22 protein-coding genes, 2 pseudogenes and 2 riboswitches are annotated in these 26,096 nt (G+C 54.4%); of the genes and pseudogenes, 5 read left to right on the top strand and 19 right to left on the bottom strand.

The window, feature by feature from the left end; genetic code table 11:
• Positions 1-18: 18 nt before the first annotated feature.
• Positions 19-663 (bottom strand): hypothetical protein, encoded by a 645-nt coding sequence (locus tag NFS22_RS00455; protein ID WP_251315808.1) that lies wholly within the window; start codon positions 661-663, stop codon positions 19-21.
• Positions 664-697: 34 nt separating this feature from the next.
• The gene (locus NFS22_RS00450) at positions 698-1,399 is read right to left on the bottom strand and encodes a hypothetical protein (RefSeq protein WP_120390632.1); all 702 of its coding nucleotides are present in this window, start codon (positions 1,397-1,399) and stop codon (positions 698-700) included.
• Between the two features lie 739 nt (positions 1,400-2,138).
• On the opposite strand from NFS22_RS00450, the pseudogene NFS22_RS00445 reads away from it, so the two are divergent.
• The 3 genes and pseudogenes from NFS22_RS00445 to NFS22_RS00435 form a co-directional block, all read left to right on the top strand.
• Positions 2,139-3,719: pseudogene (locus NFS22_RS00445) on the top strand (VirD4-like conjugal transfer protein, CD1115 family); the annotation flags it as partial.
• 112 nt (positions 3,720-3,831) lie between these two features.
• A complete protein-coding gene (locus NFS22_RS00440) occupies positions 3,832-4,083 on the top strand; it encodes a YkgJ family cysteine cluster protein (protein WP_251315807.1) in 252 nt (83 codons plus the stop codon).
• A 12-nt stretch (positions 4,084-4,095) separates the two neighbouring features.
• The gene (locus NFS22_RS00435; protein WP_251315806.1) at positions 4,096-5,133 is read left to right on the top strand and encodes a hypothetical protein; all 1,038 of its coding nucleotides are present in this window, start codon (positions 4,096-4,098) and stop codon (positions 5,131-5,133) included.
• Positions 5,134-5,268: 135 nt separating this feature from the next.
• Here the strand turns inward: NFS22_RS00435 and NFS22_RS00430 are convergent, their stop codons facing one another.
• The 8 genes and pseudogenes from NFS22_RS00430 to NFS22_RS00400 form a co-directional block, all read right to left on the bottom strand.
• Entirely contained in the window at positions 5,269-6,759 is a 1,491-nt protein-coding gene (locus NFS22_RS00430) for an ATP-binding protein (protein WP_251315805.1), read from the bottom strand.
• A 283-nt stretch (positions 6,760-7,042) separates the two neighbouring features.
• A pseudogene (locus tag NFS22_RS00425) lies at positions 7,043-7,135 on the bottom strand (alpha/beta-type small acid-soluble spore protein); the annotation flags it as partial.
• A gap of 21 nt (positions 7,136-7,156) precedes the next feature.
• Complete coding sequence (locus NFS22_RS00420) at positions 7,157-8,827, bottom strand: recombinase family protein (RefSeq protein ID WP_251315804.1); 1,671 nt, start codon at positions 8,825-8,827, stop codon at positions 7,157-7,159.
• A gap of 36 nt (positions 8,828-8,863) precedes the next feature.
• A complete protein-coding gene (locus NFS22_RS00415; protein WP_251315803.1) occupies positions 8,864-9,019 on the bottom strand; it encodes a hypothetical protein in 156 nt (51 codons plus the stop codon).
• A gap of 49 nt (positions 9,020-9,068) precedes the next feature.
• Positions 9,069-9,473 (bottom strand): hypothetical protein, encoded by a 405-nt coding sequence (locus NFS22_RS00410; RefSeq protein ID WP_251315802.1) that lies wholly within the window; start codon positions 9,471-9,473, stop codon positions 9,069-9,071.
• Positions 9,474-9,498: 25 nt separating this feature from the next.
• Positions 9,499-9,639 (bottom strand): hypothetical protein, encoded by a 141-nt coding sequence (locus NFS22_RS00405; RefSeq protein ID WP_251315801.1) that lies wholly within the window; start codon positions 9,637-9,639, stop codon positions 9,499-9,501.
• A gap of 346 nt (positions 9,640-9,985) precedes the next feature.
• Positions 9,986-10,096: a hypothetical protein gene (locus NFS22_RS23965; RefSeq protein ID WP_420908815.1), complete on the bottom strand. Its 111-nt coding sequence runs from the start codon at positions 10,094-10,096 to the stop codon at positions 9,986-9,988.
• A gap of 5 nt (positions 10,097-10,101) precedes the next feature.
• The gene (locus NFS22_RS00400; RefSeq protein WP_251315800.1) at positions 10,102-10,518 is read right to left on the bottom strand and encodes a transposase; all 417 of its coding nucleotides are present in this window, start codon (positions 10,516-10,518) and stop codon (positions 10,102-10,104) included.
• A 225-nt stretch (positions 10,519-10,743) separates the two neighbouring features.
• On the opposite strand from NFS22_RS00400, the gene NFS22_RS00395 reads away from it, so the two are divergent.
• Together NFS22_RS00395 and NFS22_RS00390 are read left to right on the top strand one after the other, a co-directional pair.
• Positions 10,744-12,228 (top strand): hypothetical protein, encoded by a 1,485-nt coding sequence (locus tag NFS22_RS00395; RefSeq protein WP_251315799.1) that lies wholly within the window; start codon positions 10,744-10,746, stop codon positions 12,226-12,228.
• Entirely contained in the window at positions 12,167-12,394 is a 228-nt protein-coding gene (locus NFS22_RS00390) for an S-layer homology domain-containing protein (protein WP_251315798.1), read from the top strand. Before NFS22_RS00395 ends, NFS22_RS00390 begins: the two co-directional genes overlap by 62 nt.
• A 96-nt stretch (positions 12,395-12,490) precedes the next feature.
• On the opposite strand, the gene NFS22_RS00385 is transcribed toward NFS22_RS00390, so the two are convergent.
• The 9 genes from NFS22_RS00385 to flhA form a co-directional block, all read right to left on the bottom strand.
• A complete protein-coding gene (locus NFS22_RS00385) occupies positions 12,491-18,223 on the bottom strand; it encodes an S-layer homology domain-containing protein (protein ID WP_251315797.1) in 5,733 nt (1,910 codons plus the stop codon).
• Positions 18,224-18,265: 42 nt separating this feature from the next.
• Positions 18,266-18,359: riboswitch (cyclic di-GMP riboswitch) on the bottom strand.
• Positions 18,360-18,459: riboswitch (cyclic di-GMP riboswitch) on the bottom strand.
• A gap of 115 nt (positions 18,460-18,574) precedes the next feature.
• Positions 18,575-19,093: an AP2 domain-containing protein gene (locus tag NFS22_RS00380; protein ID WP_251315796.1), complete on the bottom strand. Its 519-nt coding sequence runs from the start codon at positions 19,091-19,093 to the stop codon at positions 18,575-18,577.
• Positions 19,094-19,441: 348 nt separating this feature from the next.
• Positions 19,442-20,365 (bottom strand): chemotaxis protein, encoded by a 924-nt coding sequence (locus NFS22_RS00375; protein WP_251315795.1) that lies wholly within the window; start codon positions 20,363-20,365, stop codon positions 19,442-19,444.
• Between the two features lie 57 nt (positions 20,366-20,422).
• On the bottom strand, positions 20,423-20,908 hold the full coding sequence (locus NFS22_RS00370) for a chemotaxis protein CheD (RefSeq protein WP_251315794.1): 486 nt from the start codon (positions 20,906-20,908) through the stop codon (positions 20,423-20,425).
• Positions 20,901-21,524, bottom strand: a complete 624-nt coding sequence (locus NFS22_RS00365) for a chemotaxis protein CheC (protein WP_251315793.1) — start codon at positions 21,522-21,524, stop codon at positions 20,901-20,903. Before NFS22_RS00365 ends, NFS22_RS00370 begins: the two co-directional genes overlap by 8 nt.
• Before the next feature lie 32 nt (positions 21,525-21,556).
• Positions 21,557-22,336: a flagellar hook-basal body protein gene (locus tag NFS22_RS00360; protein WP_251315792.1), complete on the bottom strand. Its 780-nt coding sequence runs from the start codon at positions 22,334-22,336 to the stop codon at positions 21,557-21,559.
• A 30-nt stretch (positions 22,337-22,366) separates the two neighbouring features.
• A complete protein-coding gene (locus NFS22_RS00355) occupies positions 22,367-23,122 on the bottom strand; it encodes a flagellar hook-basal body protein (protein WP_251315791.1) in 756 nt (251 codons plus the stop codon).
• Between the two features lie 26 nt (positions 23,123-23,148).
• On the bottom strand, positions 23,149-23,967 hold the full coding sequence (locus NFS22_RS00350) for a sigma-70 family RNA polymerase sigma factor (RefSeq protein ID WP_251315790.1): 819 nt from the start codon (positions 23,965-23,967) through the stop codon (positions 23,149-23,151).
• Positions 23,964-26,087, bottom strand: a complete 2,124-nt coding sequence (flhA, locus tag NFS22_RS00345) for a flagellar biosynthesis protein FlhA (RefSeq protein WP_251315789.1) — start codon at positions 26,085-26,087, stop codon at positions 23,964-23,966. Before flhA ends, NFS22_RS00350 begins: the two co-directional genes overlap by 4 nt.
• Positions 26,088-26,096 lie beyond the last annotated feature (9 nt).

The raw sequence follows: 26,096 nt of genomic DNA, 5'->3' as shown, positions 1-26,096 counted from the left end.
TTTGCAAATGCCTCCTTATCATGATTGGGCCGCATACCCACGCGGCCCAGGGTTCAGGGATTTTCCTCCGCATACAAAAACACCGCCTATTGTCCCGTTAGGCGGTGTTTTGTGTAAGGTTGGTAGCACTTTTTTTGCTTCTTTTCCCTGTATGCCCTTGTCAAGTGATGTTTTCTTACATACCTTATAAAGTTCTTTTTCCAGAAGTGCAAACTTTTCTTGCAAGTTTTCATCATTTTTTAATATATCATATGCTATGATAGTATCTCGGTATAAAAATAACTTTTCTATGGGCAAAATTGGGTTCATTAGCTCCTGTAAAATTATTTCAGATGCTGTTTCAAGATATGGTTCTATTGCTTTTATCTTCTCTACTGCAACTATAATTGGTTCCTCTGTTGTTTTATTGTACATCTCTAATATTTCTAAATGTATCCCAGCATAAAAATCCATTAAATTAATATCTGGCATCATAATGCCTGTAAAACAGAAATGAATAGAGATTCCTTTCTTATCGTAATAACACAACACGTAATAACCTAGTTTATCTGAATATCTCTTTAGATAGCAGTTCGTTCCTTCTTGTAAAATAGGCACCTTATGATATCCTTTACTACTTAAAATAACTGTGATTATCTCATCAATATTATTCTCATTATACATAATACGATCTCCCATATACTTCTGTTCTCAACTTCTATTTTTCTCCAAACAATGCTTGTGCATAAATATATGATGACAATCCATATTTTAAGTTTTCTATATCCCTAGTAAAATCCAAGCATTCATAAATCCCTTTCTCTATAAAATAATCTTTTGGAAGTCTATCAATAAAGCTGCTGCAAAGTGCTATTCTTTCTATTCTTTCAGCATTCTCTCCCATTTTCTTATAGTTTTGAAAACATCTATTTTGCAGCAAAACAAACTCTTCTTGTAAATTCTTATCATTCTTTAGTGTATCATAAATTAAGATATATTCACGATAGATAGCCAATTGCCCAAATGGTCTTTTGTTTGAATCAATACAAGGAGATATCAATTCCTGAAGAACAAACTTATAAGAACTGCCTATATACTTTTCTATCACTTTTATTTTATTACCAGCGGCAATCATTACTTTGTCTGTTACTTCCGTATCATACACATCTAATATCTTTACATGAAGTCCCGAAAAAAAATTCATCACACTGTCATCAGGATTCATAAGACCTGTAAAATGCAGATCAATTGTAATTGGACCATTCAAACTTCTGTTATCACGGCATCCAACATAAAAGCCCAACTTTTCTGAATGCCTCTTTATATAATACACCACCCCTTTTCCGAGGGGTGGCGCAAGTTTATATCCATCTGCCTTTAAAATTTTTCCAATTGTTCTCTTTATGTCATTGTTAAACATATATTATTATAGCCTTTCTGTTATTAAAAATCTTACATTTAAGAACAAATTTTGCATATTTTAAACAACAACTTTCTCTATTCCGTTCTAATATTATGCAAAACGCAAATATATTTCGCCGCCGAAAACGGGGAACAGGATTTTACAACCCTGCCCTGCTTTCGTCCGCTTCATTCTAACGGCAAAATCGTCTGCACTACTGCGGCGTCGGTTAGTTTGTCGGTTCAAATTATAGCACACCTTCCCGCTGAAAACAATCCTCGTTCTACGTCCGTTCTGCCTATCCAGACTGTCAAGGGACGAGTAGTATTTTTTCGCAAAGGATGCGAAAAAATCTCCACCCTTAAACCCTTGACCGTCTGGATTTTTGCCGTTGCCATTTCGCCGCCGAAAACGGGGAACAGGATTTAACAATCCTGCCCCCGCTTTCGTCCGCTTCATTCTAACGGCAAAACCGTCTGCACTACTGCGGCGGCAGTCGTTAGGTTTTGCGGTGGCTCTGCCCCCGCGCCCCCGACCTCTCCCAAAGAACAGAATGGATTGTTACGCAATAGGGCTTGAAAAGGCTTGATTTTTAAGGCGTTGCAGACGCGAAAATCCACAGGGTAAGGATTTTATACTACCTACCCACGAAAACGGCTTCTAACCGTCCACAGGCGTATTTTACGCCCCTTTTCCTGCCCGTTTCCCGCCGCACTAACAAGGGCTTGCGTCAATAACTCAAAAAAGCACTTGACAAAACGCTTCATGGGGAACGGAAAAAGACATCAAGCCGTTCACCGACCCCAGGTTTGAAAACAACATCATTCTGACCGGGACGGAATTTCTCACCACCAACACCCGGCCCGCCGTCCCCGCCAACGCCCGGAACCTGAATTGCTGTGTTGTCGGTTCCTCCGGCTCCGGCAAGACCCGGTTCTGGCTCACGCCCCAGCTTCTGCAGGCCCATTCCTCCTATGTGGTGGTAGACCCAAAAGGCGGGGTGCTGGAGCAGGCCAGGTATTTCCTGCAAAGGAAAAAGGGATATAAAATCAAGGTTTTTAACAGCATTGATTTTTCCCGCTCCATGCACTACAACCCGCTGGCCTATATCCGCAACGAGGCCGACATTTTGAAATTCGTCAATACCTTAATAGCCAACACCAAAGGCGAGGGCAAGGAGGGCGACCCGTTCTGGACGAAATCAGAAACGCTCCTATACTGCGCCCTTATCGCCTATATCATCTTCGAGGGCCCGGACGAGGATAAAAACATGAATACCCTTGTAGACATGATTTCCGGCATGGAGGTCAAGGAGGACGATGACGACTTTATGAACGCGGTGGACTATATGTTCGCCGGGCTGGAAAAGCGCAAGCCGGACTGTTTCGCGGTCAAGCAGTACAAAAAGTACAAGCTGGCCAGCGGCAAGACGGCGCGGAGCATACTTATTAGCTGTGGCGCAAGGCTGGCCCCATTTGACATCCCGCAACTCCGGGAGATTATGAGCTATGACGAGATGGAGCTTGACAAGCTGGGGGACAGACGGACGGCGGCTTTCTTCATCATCAGCGATACCGACACCACCTACAACTTTATTGTAGCTCTGGCGTTTTCGCAGATGTTCAATCTCTTGTGCGAAAGGGCGGACAACGTACACGGGGGCCGCCTGCCCCATCATGTGCGGGTGCTGTGGGACGAGGCCGCCAACACCGGGCAAGTGCCGAACCTCGAAAAGCTGGTGGCGGTCATCCGCTCCCGGGAGGTGAGCCTGACGCTGTTCTACCAGCAGTTGGCCCAATGTAAGGCAATCTACGACAAGAACGCGGAAACCATTTTAGGCAACATGGACAGCGTGGTATTCCTCGGGGGCCGGGAGGCCAGCACCATCAAGGAGATTTCCGAGAACTGGCTGGGCAAGGCCACCATCTCCATGCAGACCGAGGGCCGCTCCCGTGGGCAGTCGGAAAGCTACAATCAGAACACGCAACGGCTGGGCCGGGAGCTTATGACCCCCGCCGAGCTTGCCACCATGCCCGGCGACAGGTGCATCCTGCAACTGCGGGGCCTGCCGCCGTTCTACTCCCGGAAATACGATTTGAAACAGCACCCCAACTACCGATACACGGCGGATGCGGACAAGAAGAAAAACGCCTTTTCGCTGGAGCGGCTTATCTGCCGCCGTATAAAAAAGCTCAATCCCAACGAGCAGTACACCGTGTACGAGGCGGACGTGCCGGACGGAACGCCCATAGACGAGGACGAGGACATCCTCAACTATGACGATTTGGACGACCCGGACTCTTTAGTCTTGAGACTGCAGAAACGGAGCAGGAACTGAATAATGTGTTGAAAAGCGCATTGAAAGCGGCAAATATTCTTATGCCTTGGAATGGATATGAAAGCTTTAACCAATTTATGGGTGATAAAAGTGCTAAGTTGGTGTTTGAATAATGTTCGATTGTGATCAGTGTGGGGAATGTTGTCGTCATTTGACTTTATCGCCCCTCTACCAAGAACTTGACCGTGGCGATGGTGTATGCAAATTTCTAGAAGGAAACTTGTGCAGCATTTATGAGTCAAGGCCATTACTTTGCCGGGTCGATGAGAGTTTTGATTTGTTTTTCCAGAGCACTATGAGCCAAGATGAATATTACAAGCAGAATTATGAGGCTTGTCGCAAAATGAAAAATCACATTTTTTGAGGAGAGATGATTATGCCACTACCTTTGATTTTAGGCGCTGCCGCTGCGGTTGCAGGACTGGCTGGAGTAGGGACAGGAATTCATGGCGCTGTTAAAATGAAAGAAGCAAACGATACCATGAAGGCTGCAGATTCCCGCCACAAACGGAATCTGACAAAGTTTGAAAATCAAAATAAAAGAACTAATGGCGATATGGATAAACTGGGATCGTTAGAATTAAAAATTTTGAAAAGTTTTGAGACTTTCTCTGATGTGTTTGAAAAAATTCAAAACAAGCCCGAATTTAAACAATATCAAAAAAATGGTGTCAATATCCCCAAGTATGATGGGGAGGAACTTAAAAAGGTTTCTATCGGCGCTGGAGTCCTTCTGGGGGGAATCGGTGGAGCAGCATTAGGTACGGCTGGTGGATTTGCAGCTGCTGGTGCAACTACAGCGGCTGTCATGGCCCTTGGAACTGCGTCTACTGGAACTGCTATCGCGTCTTTAAGCGGCGCAGCTGCTACAAATGCTACTTTAGCCGCATTAGGGGGTGGAGCAATCGCTGCTGGTGGCGGTGGAATTGCATTGGGGACGACCATTCTTGGTGCAGCCACTTTAGGCGTCGGGTTGCTTGTAGGCGGCGTTATATTTAACTTTACTGGATCGTCTTTATCCAATAAGGCCGATGAAGCATGGGACCAAATGAAACGCGCCGAGGCGGAAATTGATAGAGTCTGTACGTATATGCAATCATTGAGCAGTGTAGCGGTGGACTACACGAAGTCTCTGGATTCTGTTAACCACATCTATCAAGCACATCTCAAGCGTCTGCAGAATATCGTGAACGATATGGAGAAAACCGACTGGAACCAGTTCACCCAAGACGAGAGGCTTTGTACAGAAAATTCTGTGTTGCTTGTGGGTCTGCTATATAATATGTGCAAGGTTCAATTGGTTCAGAAAGCGGCAAACCAAAATGAACTCAATAAGGTCAATACCAAAGAGATCAATAAATCTATGGCAGACGCGAAGGAAATTCTTGCATCACACGATTTCACATTAAACTGATACTGGAGTTTTCTCAGAAAATGCGGACTTGAACGAAGAGACGGTCAACAATTAAAGCGTTTAGAGGAATATGCCCTCTAAACGCTTTTGTTCACATTGGCTTGGCTACTTTATTAAGTTGTTCCTTCTTCTATGTTATCTCTTGTCCTTCAAAACATCTGAATTAGTTTGGTAGGTCTGTTTTGGACTCTTAGGCCGATCCGGGAGTGTCATCCGGATTGTGCCGGATTTCACCAGCGGCTCCAGGTAACGCCGGATGGCATACTGCCCGGAGGCGATCCCCAAAAAGCGCACAATCTCTTTGCGTGTGCGGGGCGTCCTGCAAAAATCCAGCAGCCCACGGTCGTCCGACGGCCGCTCTTCGGCGGGAAGCGCCGGCTTGATTTCCGGAGGCTGTTCCGCTGCCTCCCTGTTATAAAGGCAGACAGAAAATTCCCAGCGGTCATCCCGGAAGACGGGTTCGGGTAGGCCTGCTTCCGCCATGGCGCGGCGAATCCTGGGAATACCAGAGTAGCGGTTTTCCGTCTGGCCCAGGGCTTCCATCGCGGTAATCACCGCCGGATTTCGGGTATCCGGCTGGACTTTTCCCAGTTGATCTACTGTCAGACGGCCGTAAAGCCCGCCGGGGTTCCGGATCTCCACCCGGTCGTGGAACATAATCAGCTGAATGGGCATATTTTCTGTATGCGTGCTGTAGTCCCGGTGGACCAGCGCGTTCAGCACCGCTTCCCGGAGGGCATCAAGGGGATATTCCGGGATATCCTGCCGCTTTCCCGTTCTCGGGTCGATGCGCACAGCAATGCGCATATTGCTGCGCAGGAAGCTGACCGCACCCTCCAGCATTTCCACCAGGGTGCCCTCAATGCGTTTGCTGTCCAGGAAACGCCGCCCTGTTTCGTCCACTTCCCCCATCTCTGTGCCCGGCACACGGGACGCGATGATGCTGAGCTGGGGAAAATAGGCTTGGGGGTACAGGCTGAACAGCAGGACCGCTGTGAGGGTGAACTGCCCCTCCTTTTGCAGTCCGGTCAGCTCATAGAGCTGCTCCGCAGGGACTGAGGCGAAATTGGGGCGGTCCAGCTTGCGCTTCAGCAGATACTGCTCCAGCTGGACCTGATCCAGAGCGGAGGAGGAGATTCCCGCCACCGTTCGCAGATCGTCCCGGCTCCGCTTGCGGTAGGCCTCGTAGCTGTAGACCTCGTACTCGGTCATAGGCTTATCGGCATCGCCCACCCGGATGAAAGCCCCCTTGAGACGGCCCCGCGCTGTTTTGAAGCAGGGGCGCTCTGCCAGATCCAGTGGGGGGATCTCCGCCGCCACAAACAGCATGGTCCCCTCCGCGTAGACCGATAAGACAGGACGTACTACCGGCGTCATGGACTCACCGACCTCCATCAGCTTCTTTTGGAGATCCTGGGCGTCATAGACCCCAACCTTGGCAAAGCCCTGTTTTTCATCCAGGCCAAATAAAAGCATCCCACCCTCGTTCTGGTTGGCGAAGGCAGAAAACGTGTCATAGAGTCGCTCCGGACATCCCTTGTTGGCGGCCTTGACCTCCAAGGTCTGTTCCTCGCAATTTCGCTGCTGAACTCTTAAAAGCAGTTTTCCAAATTCTTCTTCCAGCATAAGCACACTCCTTATTTAAGCCGCAAGAACATAAGAAAGAAAGGGGATAAGTAAGATTTTTCTTATGTTAGTTCTTATGTTGTTATGTTCTTAGAAACATCATAACAGACAAGAGAAGAAAAATCAATCGAAAATGCACAAATCACCCGCAGAGAGCTGTACTCCCTGCGGGTGGGTTCTCTTTCTATTCACTTTACAGGTATAGTCCCGCCCGATATGTAACCATCACCCGATGCCCTATAGCCGTTCTGTCCGCCCGCGCAAAGCTCGCGGTTCGTACGGGTATCATCTTCTTGACCATCTGGCCGCCCACGGAGCCGGCCTGCTTGCTGGTCAGATCGCCGTTGTAGCCCTGCTTCAGGTTGACGCCCACCTCCCTTGGTGTACCTCCTCCATCTTAAGCGGGCTTCTCTTCAGAACATTTTTCGCCGTTTTCAGCCAATTCCCCGATGAATTTGTAGAAGAGCCGCACACTTTGCCGGTAAGGCTGGTTGGCTCGAGCGGGGACCTTGTGTCCGCCGTTTTCGTACACCTTGGGACCGATCTCAATGCGCTCCACAAAGGTCAGCAGGGTATTCCGGTCCAGCGCCTCCAGGTGGGTGTACTGCCTGGCCAGCTCAAAAAAGCGGGCATAATTGTCCACCGCTTCCTGGGCCGCATCGGGGGCATTCAGTTCTTCCAGCGCGACTTTCAGCCCGGCGGATTCCTTTTCCAGGTCGGCCACCATGCGGCTCAGACGGTCGTCGTCCAGCTTACCCATGGCGTTGTCGGTGTAGAGCTTGGTAACGATCTTGTCGATGGTAGCAAGCCGCGCCTCTGCCCGCTCCTTTTTCAGTTGCCGGGTCTTGAGATTCTCCTCGCTGCCCATCCGCCTGACCGCCTCCTGAGCCAGCGCCTCCATGTCCTCATCGCTGAGGGCCAACAGGCTGTTCAGGTCCTGCCGCACCAGCTCCACCAGGTCGGCATAGCGGATGCGCACCCCCTGGCAGGGGTTGGCAATATCCTGCCGCTGGTGGGTGCAGGACAGATACCAGTACTTCTCCCGCTCCCCCTTGTACACCGTGCCGCAGGAGCAGAGAGAGTGCCCGCACTTGCCGCACACCGCCACACCGCCAAATATGCTCTTGCGTACCTGGTCATAGGCCCGGTAGTCTCGGCTGCCCCGGCCCAGGTTTTCCTGGGCCCGTTGGAACAGCGCCTGGTCCACCAGCGGCGGGTGGGTGTCCTCGGTCACTGCCCAGCTGTCCCGGGGGACCGCCACCTTCTTCTTGGACTTGACACTGACCTTTTTGCTCTTGCCCAGCAAGGTGTGGCCCAGATACACCGGGTTTTTCAAAATCCGCTTGACTGTGGTGTAGTTCCAGGTGTCTGAAGCATGGGACGCACCTTCCTCACTGAACTCGTCCCGGTACAGAACCCGGTATTTCAGCGGCGGGATCACCCCGTCGGCGTTCAGGTCCAGGGCGATTTTCCGGGAAGAATCCCCTGCCGCCGCCCGCTGGAAGATGCGCTCCACCACCGGGGCGGTGGCCTCATCCGGAGCCAGGCGGTGCCTGTTCTCCCGGTCCTTCCGGTAGCCGTAGGGCGGACAGGCGCAGTACTGGCCGCTCTCCCGCTTGCTGCGCAGCACGTCCTTCACCTTGCGGGAGCCGTCCCGGAGGTAGACCTCATTCATGGCGAACAGGAATGGCGCCATGATGTTGTCGTGCTCTGTGTCGAAGTTGTCCGCGATGGCGAGGAACTGGATGCCGTGCTCCGGGAAAAACTGCTCGGCGTAGTAGCTGGCCTCCCGCATATCGCGGCCAAGCCGGCTGAGGTCCTTGGTGATGACCAGGTTAGCCTTGCCCTGCTCCAGCTGCTTCAGCATCTCCTTGAAACCAGGGCGGTTGAAGTTGCCGCCGGAGTAGCCATCGTCTACAAATTCCCGGACGAGAGTAATGCCGTTCTGCTTGCAGTAGTTCTGCACAATCATGCGCTGATTGGTGATACTGGACGATTCCCCGTCCTGGGCCTCCTCGTTGGACAGCCGCAGGTAGGCAAACGCCAGTGTGAATCTGCCGGTTTTCATGCTCGCCTCCTCCGGTGAACCGGCCCACTGGATTGATTATACCCCATGGCTGCCACCTCCGTCAACGGGCGGGGCGGTTGGAATATTTTGGACCATCCGCTCCGCCATCAACTCAGAGAGGGGACGTGTACCCTGAAAGACCCGACTCAACTCGTAGGTGACCTGACCCATAGTAATGGTCTGCTGTTCCATTGCATCGCCTCCGGGATTATTCTGCTCCGGAACAGGTCGATTTATCCCACTATTTCCCATCCACACCGTCCTTTGGAATAGCAGCCAGGTAGCCCCGGGTGACGTCAGGCCGCTCGTGGCCCAGCAGCTGGGAGACATGGAGACTGGCGCTGAGCGAACTCATGCCGCTGTCAATCAATTCCTGGTAGGTCCGGGCGGCGAAGCTGTGGCGCAGGCCATGATGGGTCATAGGACGGGTGGAGTCCTCGTCCTGAATCTGGGGCCGCACTTGATAGATGTACTGCTGGAGCCAGGCGATGGCGGCATAGTCCTCGTGACCGTTTACCATACAGGTCGCCAGAAACCGATGGAACTCCCGAACACTCCAGGTACGGTCCACCCCACCGAAACGCCGGCGCTCCAGTTCCACTGCCAGCTCGTCATTGGAGGGCAGACGGTATTTTGTCCGCTCCATTTGTCATGGAAGAAGCGGATGCTCGCTAAATCGGTCTTAATGGCTGCATGGCCTCATAGTAACGCTCTTTGGTGCGGAAGCTGCCCTGTCGGTTGTGCCGGGCGGTCTTGTCCAGTTGAGCGATGAGAGTTTGATAGATACCGGAATTTCTCGTTTTTATGGTCATAGCATTGCTCCTTATTTTTACGGATGATATTCAAATGGGCATAGTTTGCCCGTTGGCACAGGCAGCCGTTTCTGCCTGATTTCTGATAAAACAGACCGCTTCCTCTGTTGTCACTGCTGCTGAAACCCTTGAAATTGCAGGACTTTGAGGACAATGAACAGTGTGTAGAGGACGTTTGTCTCTGTTTGGAATTATACGATAGTGAGTACAATATAGCATATTAAAAAGTAGAGAGGGGGTCTCTTATGCGTACCAGGCAAGAAGTGACTGCAATTATTGCGGAACTGTGCAGTAAGATCGCGATGCTGTTTTCACAAAATAAAATAGAGGCTATCCTGTTTGGCTCCTATGCCAGAGGACAGGAAAGATTGTCCCGGTTAAAAAGGATCATCTGAACGGCTCCATCCCGGTCAGTCACATCAGCGGTTGTTACGGCTATGGCATGGGGCAGCCCCATCGTATCTACGACAACATGGCGTTTGATTCCACATACTTTTTTCCCGCGTCATACCCTTTTTCTTCCGCTGTGTCAGCATTCTGCACACTTTGTGCATCAACAATTCCAAAAGTGGTCTTATCCTGCCGCAGGTCCTCGTTCCGTATCTGCTTTACCAATTTGTGCAGAACCTTGTCAAGAACACTGACGCCTGTCGCATCTTTTTCGGCCCATACCCGGAAATAATAGTACACGCTCTGCCATTTGGGATAATCGCTGGGCAGCATTCGCCATTGTATTCCACCCTGCACCACATACAGCACTGCACAAAACACATCGTACAAATCGTACTGTCTTGGACGCGTTCTTTTTCGTGCTCCTTCCAAATCCTCTCGAATCAAATCATATTCTTCCCGGCTGATATCGCTTGGATATTGATGCATCCTATCCTCATCTCCCGCCTGTTTTCCCTTATTATCTACTTCTCTCCCCCTCTTGTCTAAAGTTTTTAAACAGGCTCTTAGACGAAGGGAGCAGGCCATCCCCGCACAGATTACCCGCAGATCGGGCGGCCAGCGTCCATTGTTTTAATTTGCCAGCAAAAAGAACTTCCCCGCAGGGAGATTTTGTGTTAAAATGTTTATATACAGGACAGGGGGGAGCGTCTGATGAAGATGAAAAAAATTATGGGCCGCGCGCTGGCCGCCGCGCTGGCGGTGTGTATTAGCCTGCCGCTGGCCTCAGCGGCCGGGGCCCACACCCATATCTGGAGTTCTGAATGGGACGCGGACAACCTCTGTCACTGGCACAAGTGCTCTGTCCCCAACTGCCGCACCCTGGTGCCCGCCTGGGCGGACGGCTATTCCTACCATGTTTACGACAGCGTCAATGACCCGGACTGCAATATCTGCGGCTGGGTCCGGGCTGTGGACCCTGGCCACGTCCATACCTGGGGCACCCAGTGGGACAGTGATGAGACAGGCCATTGGCGCCAGTGTACCGATGAAAACTGCCCCGGCGTGGTCCCCGTCCAGGCCATGGACTACGCGGCCCATGTCTATGACGGCTCTCAGGGCACCAGCTGCTCTGTCTGCGGCCGGGTTCGCTTTGTGGACCCTGACCATACCCACACCTGGGGAACGCAGTGGGACAGCAATGAGAGCTTTCACTGGTATCAGTGTACCGGCTCCGGCTGTCCCGGCGTGGTCCCTCTCCAGGCTGAGGGCTGTGCCGCCCATGTCTACGACAGTCCCCAGGCCTCTGTGTGCAGTGTTTGCGGACGCTCCCGCTTTGTGGACCCCAGCCATATTCATACCTGGGGCTCCCAGTGGGACAGCAATGAGACCGGCCACTGGTACCAGTGTACCGGCTCCGGCTGTCCCGGCGTGGTGCCCACTCAGGCAAAGGGCTGGGCTGTTCACGTCTACAACAGCCCCCAGGACATGCAATGCAGCATCTGCGGCTGGACCCGCTTTTTGGATTCCGGCCACACCCACACCTGGGGTTCAGAATGGGAGGGCAATGAGACCGGCCACTGGTATCAGTGTGTCGCCTCCGGCTGTCCCGGCGTGGTTCCCACCCAGGCCAAAGGCTATTCCCTCCACGTCTACGACAGCGAGACAGACCCTGACTGCAATGTCTGCGGCATCACCCGTGTGATTTCTCCCCCCTCCTCCGGTCTGCTGTTTCCCCCTCCAGTGCCTGAGGCCGACGTTACCATCATTGGCCGGGGACAGGTCCGTGCTCGGCCCGCCGATCCCGGCGCAGGAGACAAAGTGACTGTGATCCTCACCCCGGGTGAGCACTATGCCTCCGGTTCCCTCACCGTCACCGGCCAGAGCGGCGCGGCGGTGGAGGTTGTCAGCAATGGCGACGGGACCTGGTCCTTCCTCCACCCCGGGGAGAAGGTGCGGTTTTATGCCGTCTTTCCCCCCGCCTATCAGGCCTGCGGCAAAGACAGCAGCTGTCCCCTGGCCGCCTATGGCGACCTCTCCCCCGATGGCTGGTACCACAACGGGATCCACTACTGTCTGGACTGGGGGTTGATGAGCGGCTGTGACCCGGTCAGCTTTGTCCCGGGAACAGCTGGCCATGATGCTGTGGCGGTACGCTGGCCGGCCCCTGATATCCGAGGGAAATCTCCCCTTTTCTGATGCCGGCGCTCTGTCCCCCTGGGCGGTGGAGGCCGCGCGGTGGGCGGCGCACAGCGGAATTCTGAACGGCCGGGAGAACGGCTGTCTGGACCCCGGGGGCAAGGTCACCCGGGCGGAGGCCGCCTCTATGCTGGTGCGTTTTCTGGAGGGCACGTCTCAGATCTGAGTATGTATGTGAAAGCTCAGAACCATCAAGATTATAAGATAAGGGAGAGAGCCATTTGGCTCTCTCCCTTATTATCGCTTGGGGGATTTTCGGGGATTACTCGTTGGTGATGGCGGTCCAGTTCTCTACCAGATTGCCCTCGCTGCGGCGGGTGTAATCGTGGGAGTTGGTGGCCTCCAGAACCTCGTAGTAATACCAGCTGCCCTCCTGGTTGTCGGGCCACTGCTTGGCCTCGGCCAGCAGGCCTTCCTCATCCACCTCGCGGTCCAGGACGTTGTTGATCAGCGTCATGGCCTCGGCGCGGGTGATGGCCTTCTGGGGCAGGAAGGTGCCGTCGGTGTAGCCGCCGACCCAGCCCTTGCTGGCGGCGAAGGAGATCAGATTCTCAGCCCAGTGGCCGGTGGTGTCGGAGAAGGGGTTCTCCACATTCTCGGTCACAACGTCGAACTGAGCGGCGATAGCCGCGAACTCGGCGCGGGTGATGGTCTGACCGGGACGGAAGGTGCCGTCGGGATAGCCGCTGATGACACCTGCGTTGGCCAGCGTAGAGATGGCCCGGTTGGACCACCGCTCGCTGGCTACGTCGCTGAAGTCATTGACATCAGTGTCGTAGATGGCGCGGGACTCCTCGGTCAGCAGGCGGTAGAAGATGGCGGCAACTTCCTCACGGGTGATGTTGTTGCCGGGACGGACGGTGCCGTCAGCATAACCACTCACGTAGGCGAAGTGGTCATCCTTGTTCAGCTGGGTGTCACCAGCCAAAGGCACTTCGTTGTCCTCGATTGTAGTGGTTCCGCCTCCGGTTCCGCCGGTACCTCCACCGCCGCCGGTTCCACCAGTGCCGCCAGTGCCGCCGCCACCGCCGGTGCCGGTACGGCCAAAGTTGGCGATCACGCTGTAGGTCTGGCCGCCGGCAACCTCGAACTCAACGTCCAGAACAGCGTTGGTGCTCAGGGTATTGGCACCCTGGGTCCAGCTGCTGAAGTAGGTGCGGCTCAGCGTGGTGGTAGAAGCGGTGCTGCTCAGCGTCACAGTGCTTCTGGCGCTCTCCGCGCTCAGGGTGACGACCTGGACAGGCACGCTGACAGTGCCGTAGGCGGTGTTGCTGGAGCTGTAGTAGATAATCGCCTGACGCTCATCGGGGGTGCCGTCAGGCTGGCTGCCGTCGGTGCCGCCGCCGTTGTTGTCAACAGCGTAGCGCACGTCAACAGAGCTTACAGCAGCTCCAACCGTCTTGGGCAGGGTGTCGTTGATCACGTAGTGGTTTCCGTTGGCATCCAGTGCCTCAGGAGCGGAGGTCAGGGTGTAGGGCAGGCCGTTGGTGCCGTAAACGGTAGTGCCGCCGATACGATTGCCGTTGGCGTCCACATAGTTCACCGCAATAGCGCGGGAACCGGCGGGCGCGAAGGTCAGGGTGTAGGCGGCGTCGCCGGTCACAGCGGTGTCAGCGGTCAGCTCGACGTTCCACGTGCCATTTCCGGTAAAGCCGGCGTTGGCAGCGGCGGTGGGCAGAGTGCCAACTGTGACATTCTGCTTCTCCCACTTACCATCGGCGTTCTTCTCATACAGGTTGTAAACCTGAGTCAAAGTGCCGTTCTCATTGGTCCAACCCTCAATGGCATTCCAAGTGCCGCCCTGAACGGTCAGGGTGACCTTGGCCTGCCAGTCGTCGGGAATTCCGTCGGGGCCCTCCTCATTGGGATTCTTCTCATCGACCTCGTCCGCAGCCCACTTGGCGGTGTAGGTGATGGTCATGCCATCATCCGAAACCGTCTTGGTCCAGCCAACAAAAGCAAAGCTTTCCTTGGTGGGATCAGGAGTCAGAGCAACCGCCTCACCTGCACGCACAATGTGCTTAAAGACGCCGTCCACATAAGTCCAATAAGTTCCCACCTTACCGTGCTCCCACTTGCCGCCGTTGGGGTCGACAATGATGATAACGTCCTGATCAACTGCGTCAGTGCCGCTCACGGGGGGAACGGGCTTGCCGTCCTCTTCCTTAGCCTCGGGGTAAGTCACGGTGGCCTTTTGGGCAAAGGTGAGGGTGTAGCTGGCCGCCTCGGTCACAGTTGTTTCAGCGGTCAGTTCGTCGCTCCACACGCCGCTGCCGGCGGTGTAGCCGTCGCTGGCGGTGCCGGTGGGCAGAGTGCCAATAATAGCAGAGGGACTCACCATCTCCTCCACACCGTTAACCAGCTGCTTCACGGTAAAGAGGCGGGTCAGGGTGCCATTGGTCACAGTCCAACCATCGGGAATTTCATCCCAAGTGCCGCCTGCGATATTCAGAGTCACCTCAACCTGATACTTGTCGGGGGTGTTGTCACCGTTGCTGTCAGCGGCAAAGTGTGCGGTGAAGGTGTAAGTCTTGCCGCCATCGACTTTCAGAGTCTCGGGGATGGTAGTGTACTTCTGCTCGCCATCGCTGAGGGTCCAGTAATCAAAGGCATAGCCATTAACGCCCTTCGCCTCAACTTCATTCGACAGAGCTACAGTCTCACCTTCAACCGTAAACACCTGAACAGTGTCGCCGCTGACCCGGCCCTGAGCCAGGCTCTCGCTGACGAACTTCACCAGGGCCTGCTGGTTGTCGGGATTACCGTCGCCGCCGGTCTCGCTGCCGGAATTATTCCAGCTGTCCACGTTGTAGTAGATGTCGATTACCATATTGTCAGTCAGATTTGCATCTGCATTCTCTGTCCGGTCAAAGATGTATTCAACATCATTCCAAGTCGTGTCCTGCTGGCGGCTTGCTACCTGGTCCAGACTACCAACGGCAGCAGAAGCTGTGGCAGTGTAGGGGCCAGTTGTCACAGTAGACTCCGAGCCATCAACGTTCACAAAGTGCTGCACAACGGTGTAGCTCAGCTGGCTCTCCTTCCAGGAGGCAGTAAGAACAATGGTGTTGTCATTACCTTTAACCATCTGATAGAACGCTTCGACGGTCATCTGGAAATGCAAGGACATCAGAGAATCATCGCCGAAATTCCAGCCCACAAACTCACTGTCATCCTCGGTGGGATCATTGGGCTTATTCTCCCCGAGCTTATCAGTGCCCAGCAGGTTCGTGACCTTCTCGATCACATCGTCGCCGTTCTTGTAGACGACAATGTACTTGGTCTCCAGCACGTCGGCGGTGCCGTTATCGTTGGAGTCCACGCCCCAGACCGCGTAGACGGTCTTGTCTGCGGACATATTGACAGCGTACACAATCATGGGCATGGAGTCATCTTTGCCCACAACGCCAAGCTCGCTATCGCTCCAGCCGATGAAGGCATGGCCCTCACGAGAGACCATCTCCTTGCCAGACTTCAGGGAATGTGCGCCTACAAGACCGGTTTCCGAAACTGTCTCCGCGCCCTCAGCGAATGTACCGCCATTGGCGTTGTAGGTCAGGGTGTAGGTCTGCTCCCACTGGGCGGTGAAGGTGACTGTATCTCCGCCTTCCGTCTTTTCCCAGCCCAGGAACAAATGGCTCTCCCAGGTGGGATCGGGCTCCAACTTGATGGTGTCACCAGCCGCTGCAGTGTGAGTGAAGGTGCCATCATTCTCCTCAGTCCAGATACCGATCTGCCCATGCTCCCAGATGCCGCCGTTGGGGTCAACAATGATCTTAACACCAACGTCGACCTGATCGGTTTCCTTACCTCCGGACTCCGTGGGATAGGTGACAGTGGGGATTGTACGGTACTGCTTATGACCACAGTCATCGCAGGTGCGGACCTCTTTGGCAGAATCTGTCTCATCGACCCGCCAAGCACCGTAGCGATGAGCATTCCTTTCAACGTGCTCTTCGCTCAAGGTACAAACGCGTTCGTGCTGTTCATCGTTTCCCTCAATCTCCGACCAAGCCTCAGGATAGCTGTGGGCATTCGCGTCAATAGCAATCTCGACATCTTCTGCTTTCACCGTTGCCTCTTGATCAAGAAAGTTCCCATTGCAGCGGTTGCAGGACCAATACTCAATGGTACCTGGTTGTATACAGGTAGCAGACACGGCGTCATGCTTGGTCGGCTGGTGACCCAGTGCAGAGACCTCATGGCCCTGAGTGCTCACTTCTCCGCAAGCATTACAGGTCACGTCGCCTACACGGCCAGGCTCCGTGCAGGTTGCTACTGTGCTCAAGCCGGTAGTAAAGGGGCCCTCGTGATTACTGCTATTAACAGGAGTCTCAACGCCACCATCCAGCTTTATACCACAGTCCTGGCAATAGGTATCGCCGGTGTAGCCCTTATTAGCACAGGTTGCATCCACGGCACCCCGGATTTCGGTGTTCTCATGCTTGCAACTGGGATCATACTTTCCGTAGAAAGTGGTGTTCTCAGTGACTGCATAAGTTTCGAAATTCACTTGCTCTCCAGAGCACGCCTCATTGTCGTACCAACCATTAAAGATGAAGGTTTCGCCATCGACCACTTTTGTTCCAGGAACTTTGTCTTCACCAGGAACGCTGGTCACATATCCATCTTTCTTAACAAAGCTGGTTGCGTTATCGGCAGCAGCGGAAAAAGAAGTGCTGTTAGGTTGCCGTACCTTGAAGTCAACAGTGCAATAGGTTTTGGACTCAAGGACTACAGAACCGTTGACATGCCACGTCTTCTCTTGGGTGATTTCATGATTGCCATCATCAGCCGTCGTTGCGCCACTGGCTCCAACAACATCATTCCATACAATTTTGAAGGTATCAGGTCCACCCTGTTCATTATATTTGTAGTCCACACCGCCAAGGTGGAGCGTCTTGCACCTATCTGGCATCATTGGTATATCTATCAACAGACCAGATTCCACAGGATAGGACTCCCACCCAGGAGCACCTAAATTGACACTTCCTCGTCCAATATACCACCATTTTGCTTTGTTACCTGTACTATGATCTGGAATTTCTCCATGAGCAGGATTCCAAACATAAAAATAAGCCTCATGTCCTGTTTCAGCCAGCGGTTCTGGGCGGCCCATGCCCAGTTGAGACTGGAGGGACTCCAGCTTCATCAGGGCGCTGTCCACGCCGGGATAGTCGTAGTCTTCCACCTCGAAAGCCTGATACAGGGGCAGGATGTCCTGCATGGCGGCTTCCACGGCGTCGAAGTCCTCGGCGGTCTCAACGCTGTCAGGCAGCGCCGCAACGGCGTTGATGAACTGCTCGGCCACAGTGGGCTCAGCGGGCTCAACAGGCTGGGCGGGATTCAACACAGCTGCGATTTCCCCGGCAGCCTGAGAGAGCTCTTCGTCCTCGGTGGCCTCGGCTACCGCTTCGAACAGGTCCTTGGAGGTCTCCAGGACAATCTCTTCCACAACAGCGCTGGAAATTTCGCCCAGATTAACGCTGTCAGCGTTCTGGACGTCGTCTTCCACACTGCTGTCGGGGGTCTCGTCCTCAGCCTGATCCCCGGCCTCCTCCGCAGGCTCAGACTCGGTGATCTCCTCGGGCTCAGTGGTCTCTTCAACCTCAGCCTCTGTCTCGGGCTCAGCCTCGGGCTCCTCGCACTGCCAGTCAACTGCGTAGCAGCTGTCGCCGTGCTGGTGTTCCTCGGCCTCGCAGGTCAGTTCTTCGCTTGTCTCATAGCATATGTCGCTGTGCTCATGATCTTCGTCCTCGTTTTCACAGATCAGGGTGAGCTCGGTGTTGTAGCACATCTCGTCGTGGGTGTGCTCTTCACACTCACAGACCAATGTCTGGCTGCTCACGCAGTTCCAGCCATCCTCGTTGTGCCAATGACCGGCGGTCCCCTCCTCCGCAAAGACGGAAACGGGCAGCATGCCCATGCACATGATCAGAGCCAGGAACATAGCCAGGCCGCGCCTGCTGAGATTGTTCCAATTTCTCTTAGTCATATAGATATCTTCCTTTCTTTGCAATTTTTCGGATGCAAAGTATCCGGCGGCTGGGCTGCCGTAGCGGTTTTTTGCAAAAAAAACCGCCGTAGGCCCCGTGGCTTTGTGTCCCGTTTTTTCAAACGGTTTACTAGTGTCCAGCAGCCGGGCTAACATAGCACCGCTCCACGAATTCGATGCCTTAGTTCCCATAGCTTTGCAGTCCCACAGTTTCCTATGGTTTGCCAATGTGCCTGTCTGGCCGAGCAAACCGCCCTCCCGCTGCCGCCGGCACTCAACCGCAGCGGGCCATCTCCAGGGTGGATATTCACGTTCCATAGTGCTGCCTCCCTTCAAAATCCGGTCTATGAATCAACCTTCCGCCGCCCCCTCAGAGGCGGCCTGGGCAAATTCCCTCACAAAGCTGTCGTGCAGCTCCTCCTCAGCCCGTTTCCGGGCCCGAACGGCGTCCTCAAACCGGCCATAGCTGCCCAGATACATCCTTCGGCCCTTAAAACAGATCGACGCCCGCCACACCCCCTTGGATGCCCGCCAGTCCACGCCGGGCACGCCGCTTGTGTTGTTGCTTCGCACCGTTTTTGCCGCCAGCATCTCAATGCAGGTGCCATCGATATAAGTCAGCCCCTGGAGGCCCGGACCCCGTGCCCCGGTGCGCTCCCGGCGGGACCGCGGCTGTTCCTCACCTCTCACGCAGCCGCAGCTGGTCGTATGGCCGTCCCGCAGATGGCTGGTCCGGACCACCTTCTCCTGCCCGCAATCGCACCGGCACCGCCAGGCCGTCCTGCCGTTTATACGCTCCGCCGGGGTTAAAACGGTCAGTTTTCCATACTTTTGCCCCGTCAAATCCAACTTTTTTGTAGAATGTCCCATTCTGCACCTTCCTGACTCCATACCTCTTTAGCTTGCAGGAAAGTGTACCTTATAACAAGGTATTTTACAACCTGCTTCTGTTAATAAGATAACACAAAACTATCAAGTATTCAATACTTTCTGAGGAAATTTTTAGAAGGATAGCAGCTTACTAAAAAGTACACTTTTTTGTAACAATGCATTTTGCATAAAGCAGCGCCGCCTGACTGATGTTAAACCAGTCAGGCGGCGCTATCTTGGATCAATATTTTCAAAAACACCAAAACCGCGGGGGCGGCCAAAGGCCGCCTTTATATATAGCAGTGGACGCCCATGCTTTACAGCATGGGCGTCCAGCTTTTCTCAATCTTATCCTACCTTTAAGTCGCGCAGCAGATGGTCCATTACATCCACCAGGTGTCCAATTTCCGGCTTGCTCATCTGCTCGTCAGCACCCAGCTGGCGGCCCTTGATCCGCATCTCCTCACTGATCAGAGAGGAGAAAATAATCAGCGGAACGGGGGCGAAGCGGGGAGTGCTCTTCACCAGCTTTGTCAGCCGGTGGCCGTCCATCTGAGGCATCTCAATATCAGTGATAATCAGTGCCACCTGACTAAAGAGACTATGCTCTTCGGGCAGGGCATTCAGGGCCTCCCAAAGCTCCCGGCCATTGGGGAACATGCGCAGATTGACATACCCGGCTTTGCGCAGGCAGTCCTCAATCATCTTGGACAGCAAAATGGAGTCCTCCGCAATCCAAATGGGCTCGTCACTGCGGGTACGGGGGCCCATCTGATCGATTTCATCCATCTGGATGGTGGTCTCCGGTGCAATCTCAGCCACAATGCGTTCAAAGTCCAGAATAGTCACCAGGTCCTTGCCGCACTGGGCAATGCCGGTGGCCACGCCCTCAGAGCCGCCGGACACCGTTTTGTCCGGTTTGTGGATGTCCATCCAGGAGATCCGGTTGATTCCAACAACCGTGTGCACCCGGAAAGCGATAAACATCTTGTTGAAATTGGTAATAATGAACAGGTCCTTTTCACCCTTCGGGCTGCCAGCACCCAGGTATTCGGGCAGATCGACCACCGTTATCACAATGTCACGGGGCTTGATGATCCCCTCCACAGCCGGGTGGGCGTGAGGCATCATCTTGACCGGGGTAGGCATGATAATCTCCCGCACCTTAGCCACATTGATTCCGTACAAGTTTCCGTCAATCGTAAACTCCATGATCTCGATCTCGTTGGTGCCGGACTCCAAAAGAATACCGCCGTTATGTACCTCCGCCATTTCTGACACTCCTCACTCTATTTAGGATGGCGCCGTCCGGCGCGTTTGGTTCAGGATTTAGAAAATAATGTCTTTCTGGCCGTAGGACCGGATACAGCCCTGGCCGCTGGCCACGTCAAAAAGCAGGGTCCGGGCCACACTTCCGCCCACATTTTCCGCCAAAAGGCGGATATTTTCCCGCTTCAGGATGGCATGGACGCTCTCAATGTTCCGCTGTCCGATATTGCCAAGGCCGCCGCCCCCAGCAATCTCAAACATTTTAGCACCGCCGGCAATCTTTACCGTCATCCGGCTGCGTGAAGCCCCCTTGGCCTCCATCTGCTTCAAGGTCTCCTTAATGCCGGTATCGGCGTACTTTAGCGGATGGGCTCGTCCAGCCTCCATATTCAGCGGCAGCATAATGTGGAGCAGTGCCCCCAGCCGCAGTTTTGGATCATGAAAGCACAGGCCGATACAAGAGCCTAACGCGTAGGTTATCAGGATGCCCTCCCCCTGGAGCATCTTCATATCGGCAATTCCTACTGTCAGTTTGTGCTCAGCCATCGCTAACGCCCAGCTTCCTCATCAAGAACTCTAACGACCGAAGATCGGGGGACAACAGCAGATGGCTGGGGATCTCCTGGCCGTTGCTCACAAAATTGCCGCCAACGGTCATCAAATAGTCGGACATACCGCCATACTCGGCCATCGGCACCGCCAAAATAGCGCCCTGCATATCCACCGCAAAGGCGGGGACCGTCAGGTTGATGTTGACTCCGGCCAGACCGGACAGCGCCGTCACAAAGGCGGAAATCATAATATTGCCGATCTCAATCAGTGCGGACTGCTCCAGCTCAGCCAACTCCTCATAGCCTTGAATTCCCTGGCCCAGCATGGTCTCCAAAATGAAGTTGACCAAGTCAAGCTTCTGTACTGACAGCATGATGCCGCCTACGTCGCCGCTCATCTTCACCAGAACGCCAGCGGTAACCGCCTCTGGACCGCCGATCCACTCGATGGCCTCGTTATAGCCCATAATACGTACCTCCGGCATGGTGATGCGCACCTCTTTGCCCAGCATCTGGGACAGGGCGGTAGCGGCGTTGCCGGTTCCGATACTGCCTATTTCCCGCAGGGTATCAATCTCCAGTGACGACAACTGATCGTAGTTTTTTATCATACCCCAGCTTCCCTTCTTTCTAGTTAGTTAGGTTAGTTAGGCAGGCCGTTGATGGTCTGCTCAATCTCATCTGATGTCTGCACCATCTTCAGCGCGTAGCTGTAAGCCCGCTGAGATTCGATCACCTTGACCAGCTCCTGAGCAAGGTCCACATTGGAGCGCTCCAGATAACCCCGTATCACCTTTCCCGTACCAAGATACAGGTCGCCGTTTTTATCCGTGGGCGAGAAGCGTCCGCTGTCGGCGTGCTGCATACCGTCGTAGATCCGGTAGTCGAAAACACCGATATCCAGATCAGCCTCCCGGTTTTCCGGGTCAACAACAATAAAGTTGCCTGTGCTGTCCAGCACACAGCGCCCCTCGTTGTCGGACAGACGCCACTCCACAGTGTTTTCGGGCGGAATTTCCTCTCCGGTTACAGGGTCAATCTCAGGCTCAGCGTCCTCGTCCGGCTCTACCTCAAACCGGGCCATGATGAACGCGCCGTCCCGGCTGAACGAAACCTCCTGGCTGACCAGATCGTACAGCGCAAAGAAACCGTCTCCGGTAATGGCAAAGTCGAAGGTGAAGCCCGTTTCCACATAGCCGCCGGTCTCGTAGTCCACGCTGGCCTTTACCATTTTGGTGCCGGTGCCCTTGGGCAGCTGCTCCTGGTCGATACCGGTCACATTGCCGTACATCAGGTGATGGAAGGTGGCCCGTTCCGCCTTGTAGCCATAGTTGTTCACGTTGGCAATGTTGTTGGCTTGGACATTCATGCGCTGCTGCTGCTGATAAGCGCCCACAGCGCCGGTGTAGAAGGACATATTCATAGCTTGCTCACGCCTTTCCTTTCCGGATGATTACTGCATCCTGCCGATATCGTTCACAGCCCGGGTGATGACCTCGTCATAGATCTTGCTCATCTGGGCGGCGCTTTGAAGAGCCCGCTGGGTGGTCATCATGTTGGTCATTTCCTCAATCAGGCTTACATTGGACCGCTCTACCCATTTGTGGTGAATGGTCACATTCTCATTGACCTGGGCGCCGTCACCTGTAAACAGGCCATAGGGTGTACGCTCCAGCTCCCCGTTGTCCTCAAACATGAACACACCCAGAGTGGCCAGATACTCGCCGTTCTCGGTGGACAGGTTGCCCTGGGCATCAGCCTCCAGCTTGTCGGTGGGCAGTTGGATCTGATTGCCCTCCCGGTCCAGCACCCGGCCCAGCTCAGACAGGCACAGGTAGCCCTCGTTGTCAAGGGTAAAGCTGCCCGCCCGGGTGTAGGCCACGCCGTCCACTGTCTGGATGGCGAAGAAGCCCTCCCCCTCAATGGCAAAGTCCAGGGGCAGATTGGTCTCCTCAAAGGAGCTCTGGGTGAAGTCGGTATACAGATGATCCGGGGCCAGGATATGGGCCTGATAGGTGGGCAGCTCCTGATAGACTGACTTGTCCTTGTTGCCAATACGCACCGCCATTACCTCGTCAAAGGTGCGGTCGGTGTACTGCTCGGCCTTAAAGCCGGCGGTGGAGATGTTGGTCATATTATTGGCCACAACGTCCAGCCGCCGCCCCTGAGACAGCATTCCGGAAGTCAGATTATAAAACCCCTTCAGCATAGTATAAAACTCCTCTCGTCTTCGGCCTACTTCATGCCGGTCATATAGTGATTCATATAAAGCTTCAGCTTCTGGATGGCTCGGGAGTGGAGCTGGGAAATGCGGGGCTCGCTGACCTCCATCACCTGGGCGATCTCCTTCATGCTGAGGTTTTTGTGGTAGTAAAGGGAGATGACCATCTGCTCATTCTCCCGCAGGGATTCAATGGCCTTTGTCAGCGTCTCCAGCAGCTCCTGGCGGAGCATAGAGTCCTCCGGGCGGCTGTCAGCGGCGCCGTCAGGCACATCCGCTCCGCCGTTCTGCTCCCGGTCCTCAAACAGGGCGTCCAGCGAGAGCACGTTGCACATGGAGGAGTTGGCCAGATCCTCCTGATACTGGTCCTGGGTCACACCCAGGCGCTGAGCCATCTCCTGGTCGGTGGGGTAGCGGCCCAGTTCGGAAAACAGCTCGCTGCTGGCCTGGTCAATATCCCGGGCCTTCCGCCGCACGCTGCGGGGCACCCAGTCCTGCCGCCGGGCCAGGTCGATCACCGCCCCCCGGATTCGCTTGGACACATAAGTTTCAAACTTGATGCCCTTGTCCGGGTCAAATTTGTCCACCGCCCCGGCCAGGGTGAGCAGTCCCTCATTGACAATGTCGTCCACCTGGGCAAAGCTGCTGTATACCCCCCGAACCTGGAGTGCAATGGTCTTGACCAGCCCCACATAGCGCATCACCAAAGGCCATTTCAGCTCCTCATTTTCGGTGCGCTTATAGGTTAAAAGCAGCTCCTCCGTGGTCAGCGCGTCCAGCTCCTCCTGGCTCCAAGTCAGCTTTTCCCGCCCGGACGTCGCCGCCCCGCTCATACCGCTGCCGCCTTTCTCTCAGGCCGGGCCGGCGCAGCGTCCAGGGTGATATTGCCCAGGGACTGGATCTGCACGTCGCTGGTAATCTCGTTAAAGGACAGCACATAGACGCCAGGGTAGAATTGAGACAGCATTCTGCTCAGATAGACACGGATGACCTGACTGGTCAGCACAATGGGGGTCTGAGACAAGTCGCTGAACTTCTTTAAGTAATCGGCCAGCTGGGTGACAATACTCTGCATCAAGTCGGGACCCATGGCCAAGTAGATGCCCTGCTCGTTCTTGCTCAGGGAGCTGATAACCCGCTTCTCCACCTCGGCGTCCAAGGTGACCACCCGAAGCTGACCGTGCTCGCAGAAACGGCGGGTAATGGTGCGGCTGAGCGCCACGCGGATATTCTCGCACACCATATCGATGTCCTTGGTGGTCATCAGGGAGTCCACCGCAGTCTCCAGAATGGTGGCCAGATCCCGGATGGGGACACCCTCCTTCAACAGATTGCGCAGGATACGCTCCAGGTTGGCATAGGACATCACACTGGGGATGGCCTCCTCCACCAGCTCCGGGGCAGTCTTTTTCAGGTTCTCCACCAGCTGCATCACCTCCGCCCGGCCCAACAGCTCGTAGGCGTGGCGGCGGACCACCTCAGACAGGTGGGTCTGCATCACAGACAGGGGGTCGATAACGGTGTAGCCGTAAATCTCCGCCATTTCTTTGTTCTCCGGCAAAATCCACCGGGAGGGGATGCCGTAGGCAGGCTCAATAGTCTCAATGCCGTCGATCTCACCGGCGGGACTGACGGGCTCCAGAGCCAGATAGTAATCCACCAGAATCTCGCCCCGGGCCACCTCTTCTCCCTTAATTTTTACCACATACTGGTTGGTACCCAGCGCGGAGGAGTCGTGGAGGCGGATAGAGGGGATGACAAAGCCCATGTCCTGAGCATACTGCCGGCGGAAAATCACAATACGGCTGATGAGTTTGCCACCGCTGTTCTCATCCACCAGGGGGATCAGGCTGTAACCGAACTCCATTTCAATGGGGTCTACCGTGAGCAACCCGTAGACGTTGTTGATATCCTTATAATAATCGGTTTCGCTGGGAGCCGCCGTCATATCGGTCACCACAGGCTCCTCAGGCTGGACCAACTGGGCGGCCTCCTGGCGCTCCAGACGTCCACTCATCAGATAGCCGAATACGGCCAGTCCCACGCCCACAATGAGCAGGGGGACAGTGGGCGTACCGGGAATGATGCCCAGGATAACCAGCACAGCACCGGCGGTGAGGATGGCCCGGGGCTGACGGGCAAACTGGTTGATGACGTCGGCGTTCAGGCTGCCCTCAGACACCGACCGGGTGACGATCATGCCGGTGGCGGTGGAGATCATCAAAGCGGGCAGCTGAGATACCAGGCCGTCACCAATGGTGGCAATAGAATAGGTCTGTGCCACTGTGCCCAAGTCGCCCACGCCATTGATGGAGCCAATAATAATACCGCCGATCAGGTTAATCGCCGTGATAATCAGGGACATGATGGCGTCGCCCTTGACGATTTTGGTCGCGCCGTCCATAGCGCCGTAGAAGTCGGCCTCCCGCTGGATTTTGGACCGGCGCTCACGGGCCTGCTGCTCGTTGATCAGACCGGAACTGAGGTCGGCGTCAATCGCCATCTGTTTGCCGGGCATAGCGTCCAGGGTGAAGCGGGCGGCCACCTCGGCCACACGCTCGGCGCCTTTGGTAATGACGATAAACTGCACCAGCACGATAATAAAGAAGATAATAATACCCAGCACGATATTGCCTTGAGTAATCATCTCGCCAAAGGTCTGGATGACCTGGGTACCCGGAGTTTCGCCGCTGCTGCCGTCAAAGCTCAGAATAGACCGGGTGGTGGATACGTTCAAGCCCAGACGAAACAGGGTGGTAATCAACAGAAGGGATGGAAAAATAGAGAACTCCAGCGCCTCCGAGATGGTCATCGTGACCATCAAAATCACAATAGACAGGGAAATATTGGTGATGATCAGGATATCCAGAAGGGCTGGGTGCAGGGGGACGATCAGGAACAGAACGATGACCACCACGAGGAGGGCTATGCTGTTTTGAAAAATACGCCGCATGGTGTCATC

The organism is Flintibacter muris (assembly GCF_943192995.1).
Classification (GTDB): domain Bacteria; phylum Bacillota; class Clostridia; order Oscillospirales; family Oscillospiraceae; genus Lawsonibacter; species Lawsonibacter muris.
Note: the sequence above shows the minus strand (reverse complement) of the source record. Positions and strands in the feature narration are given on the sequence as shown.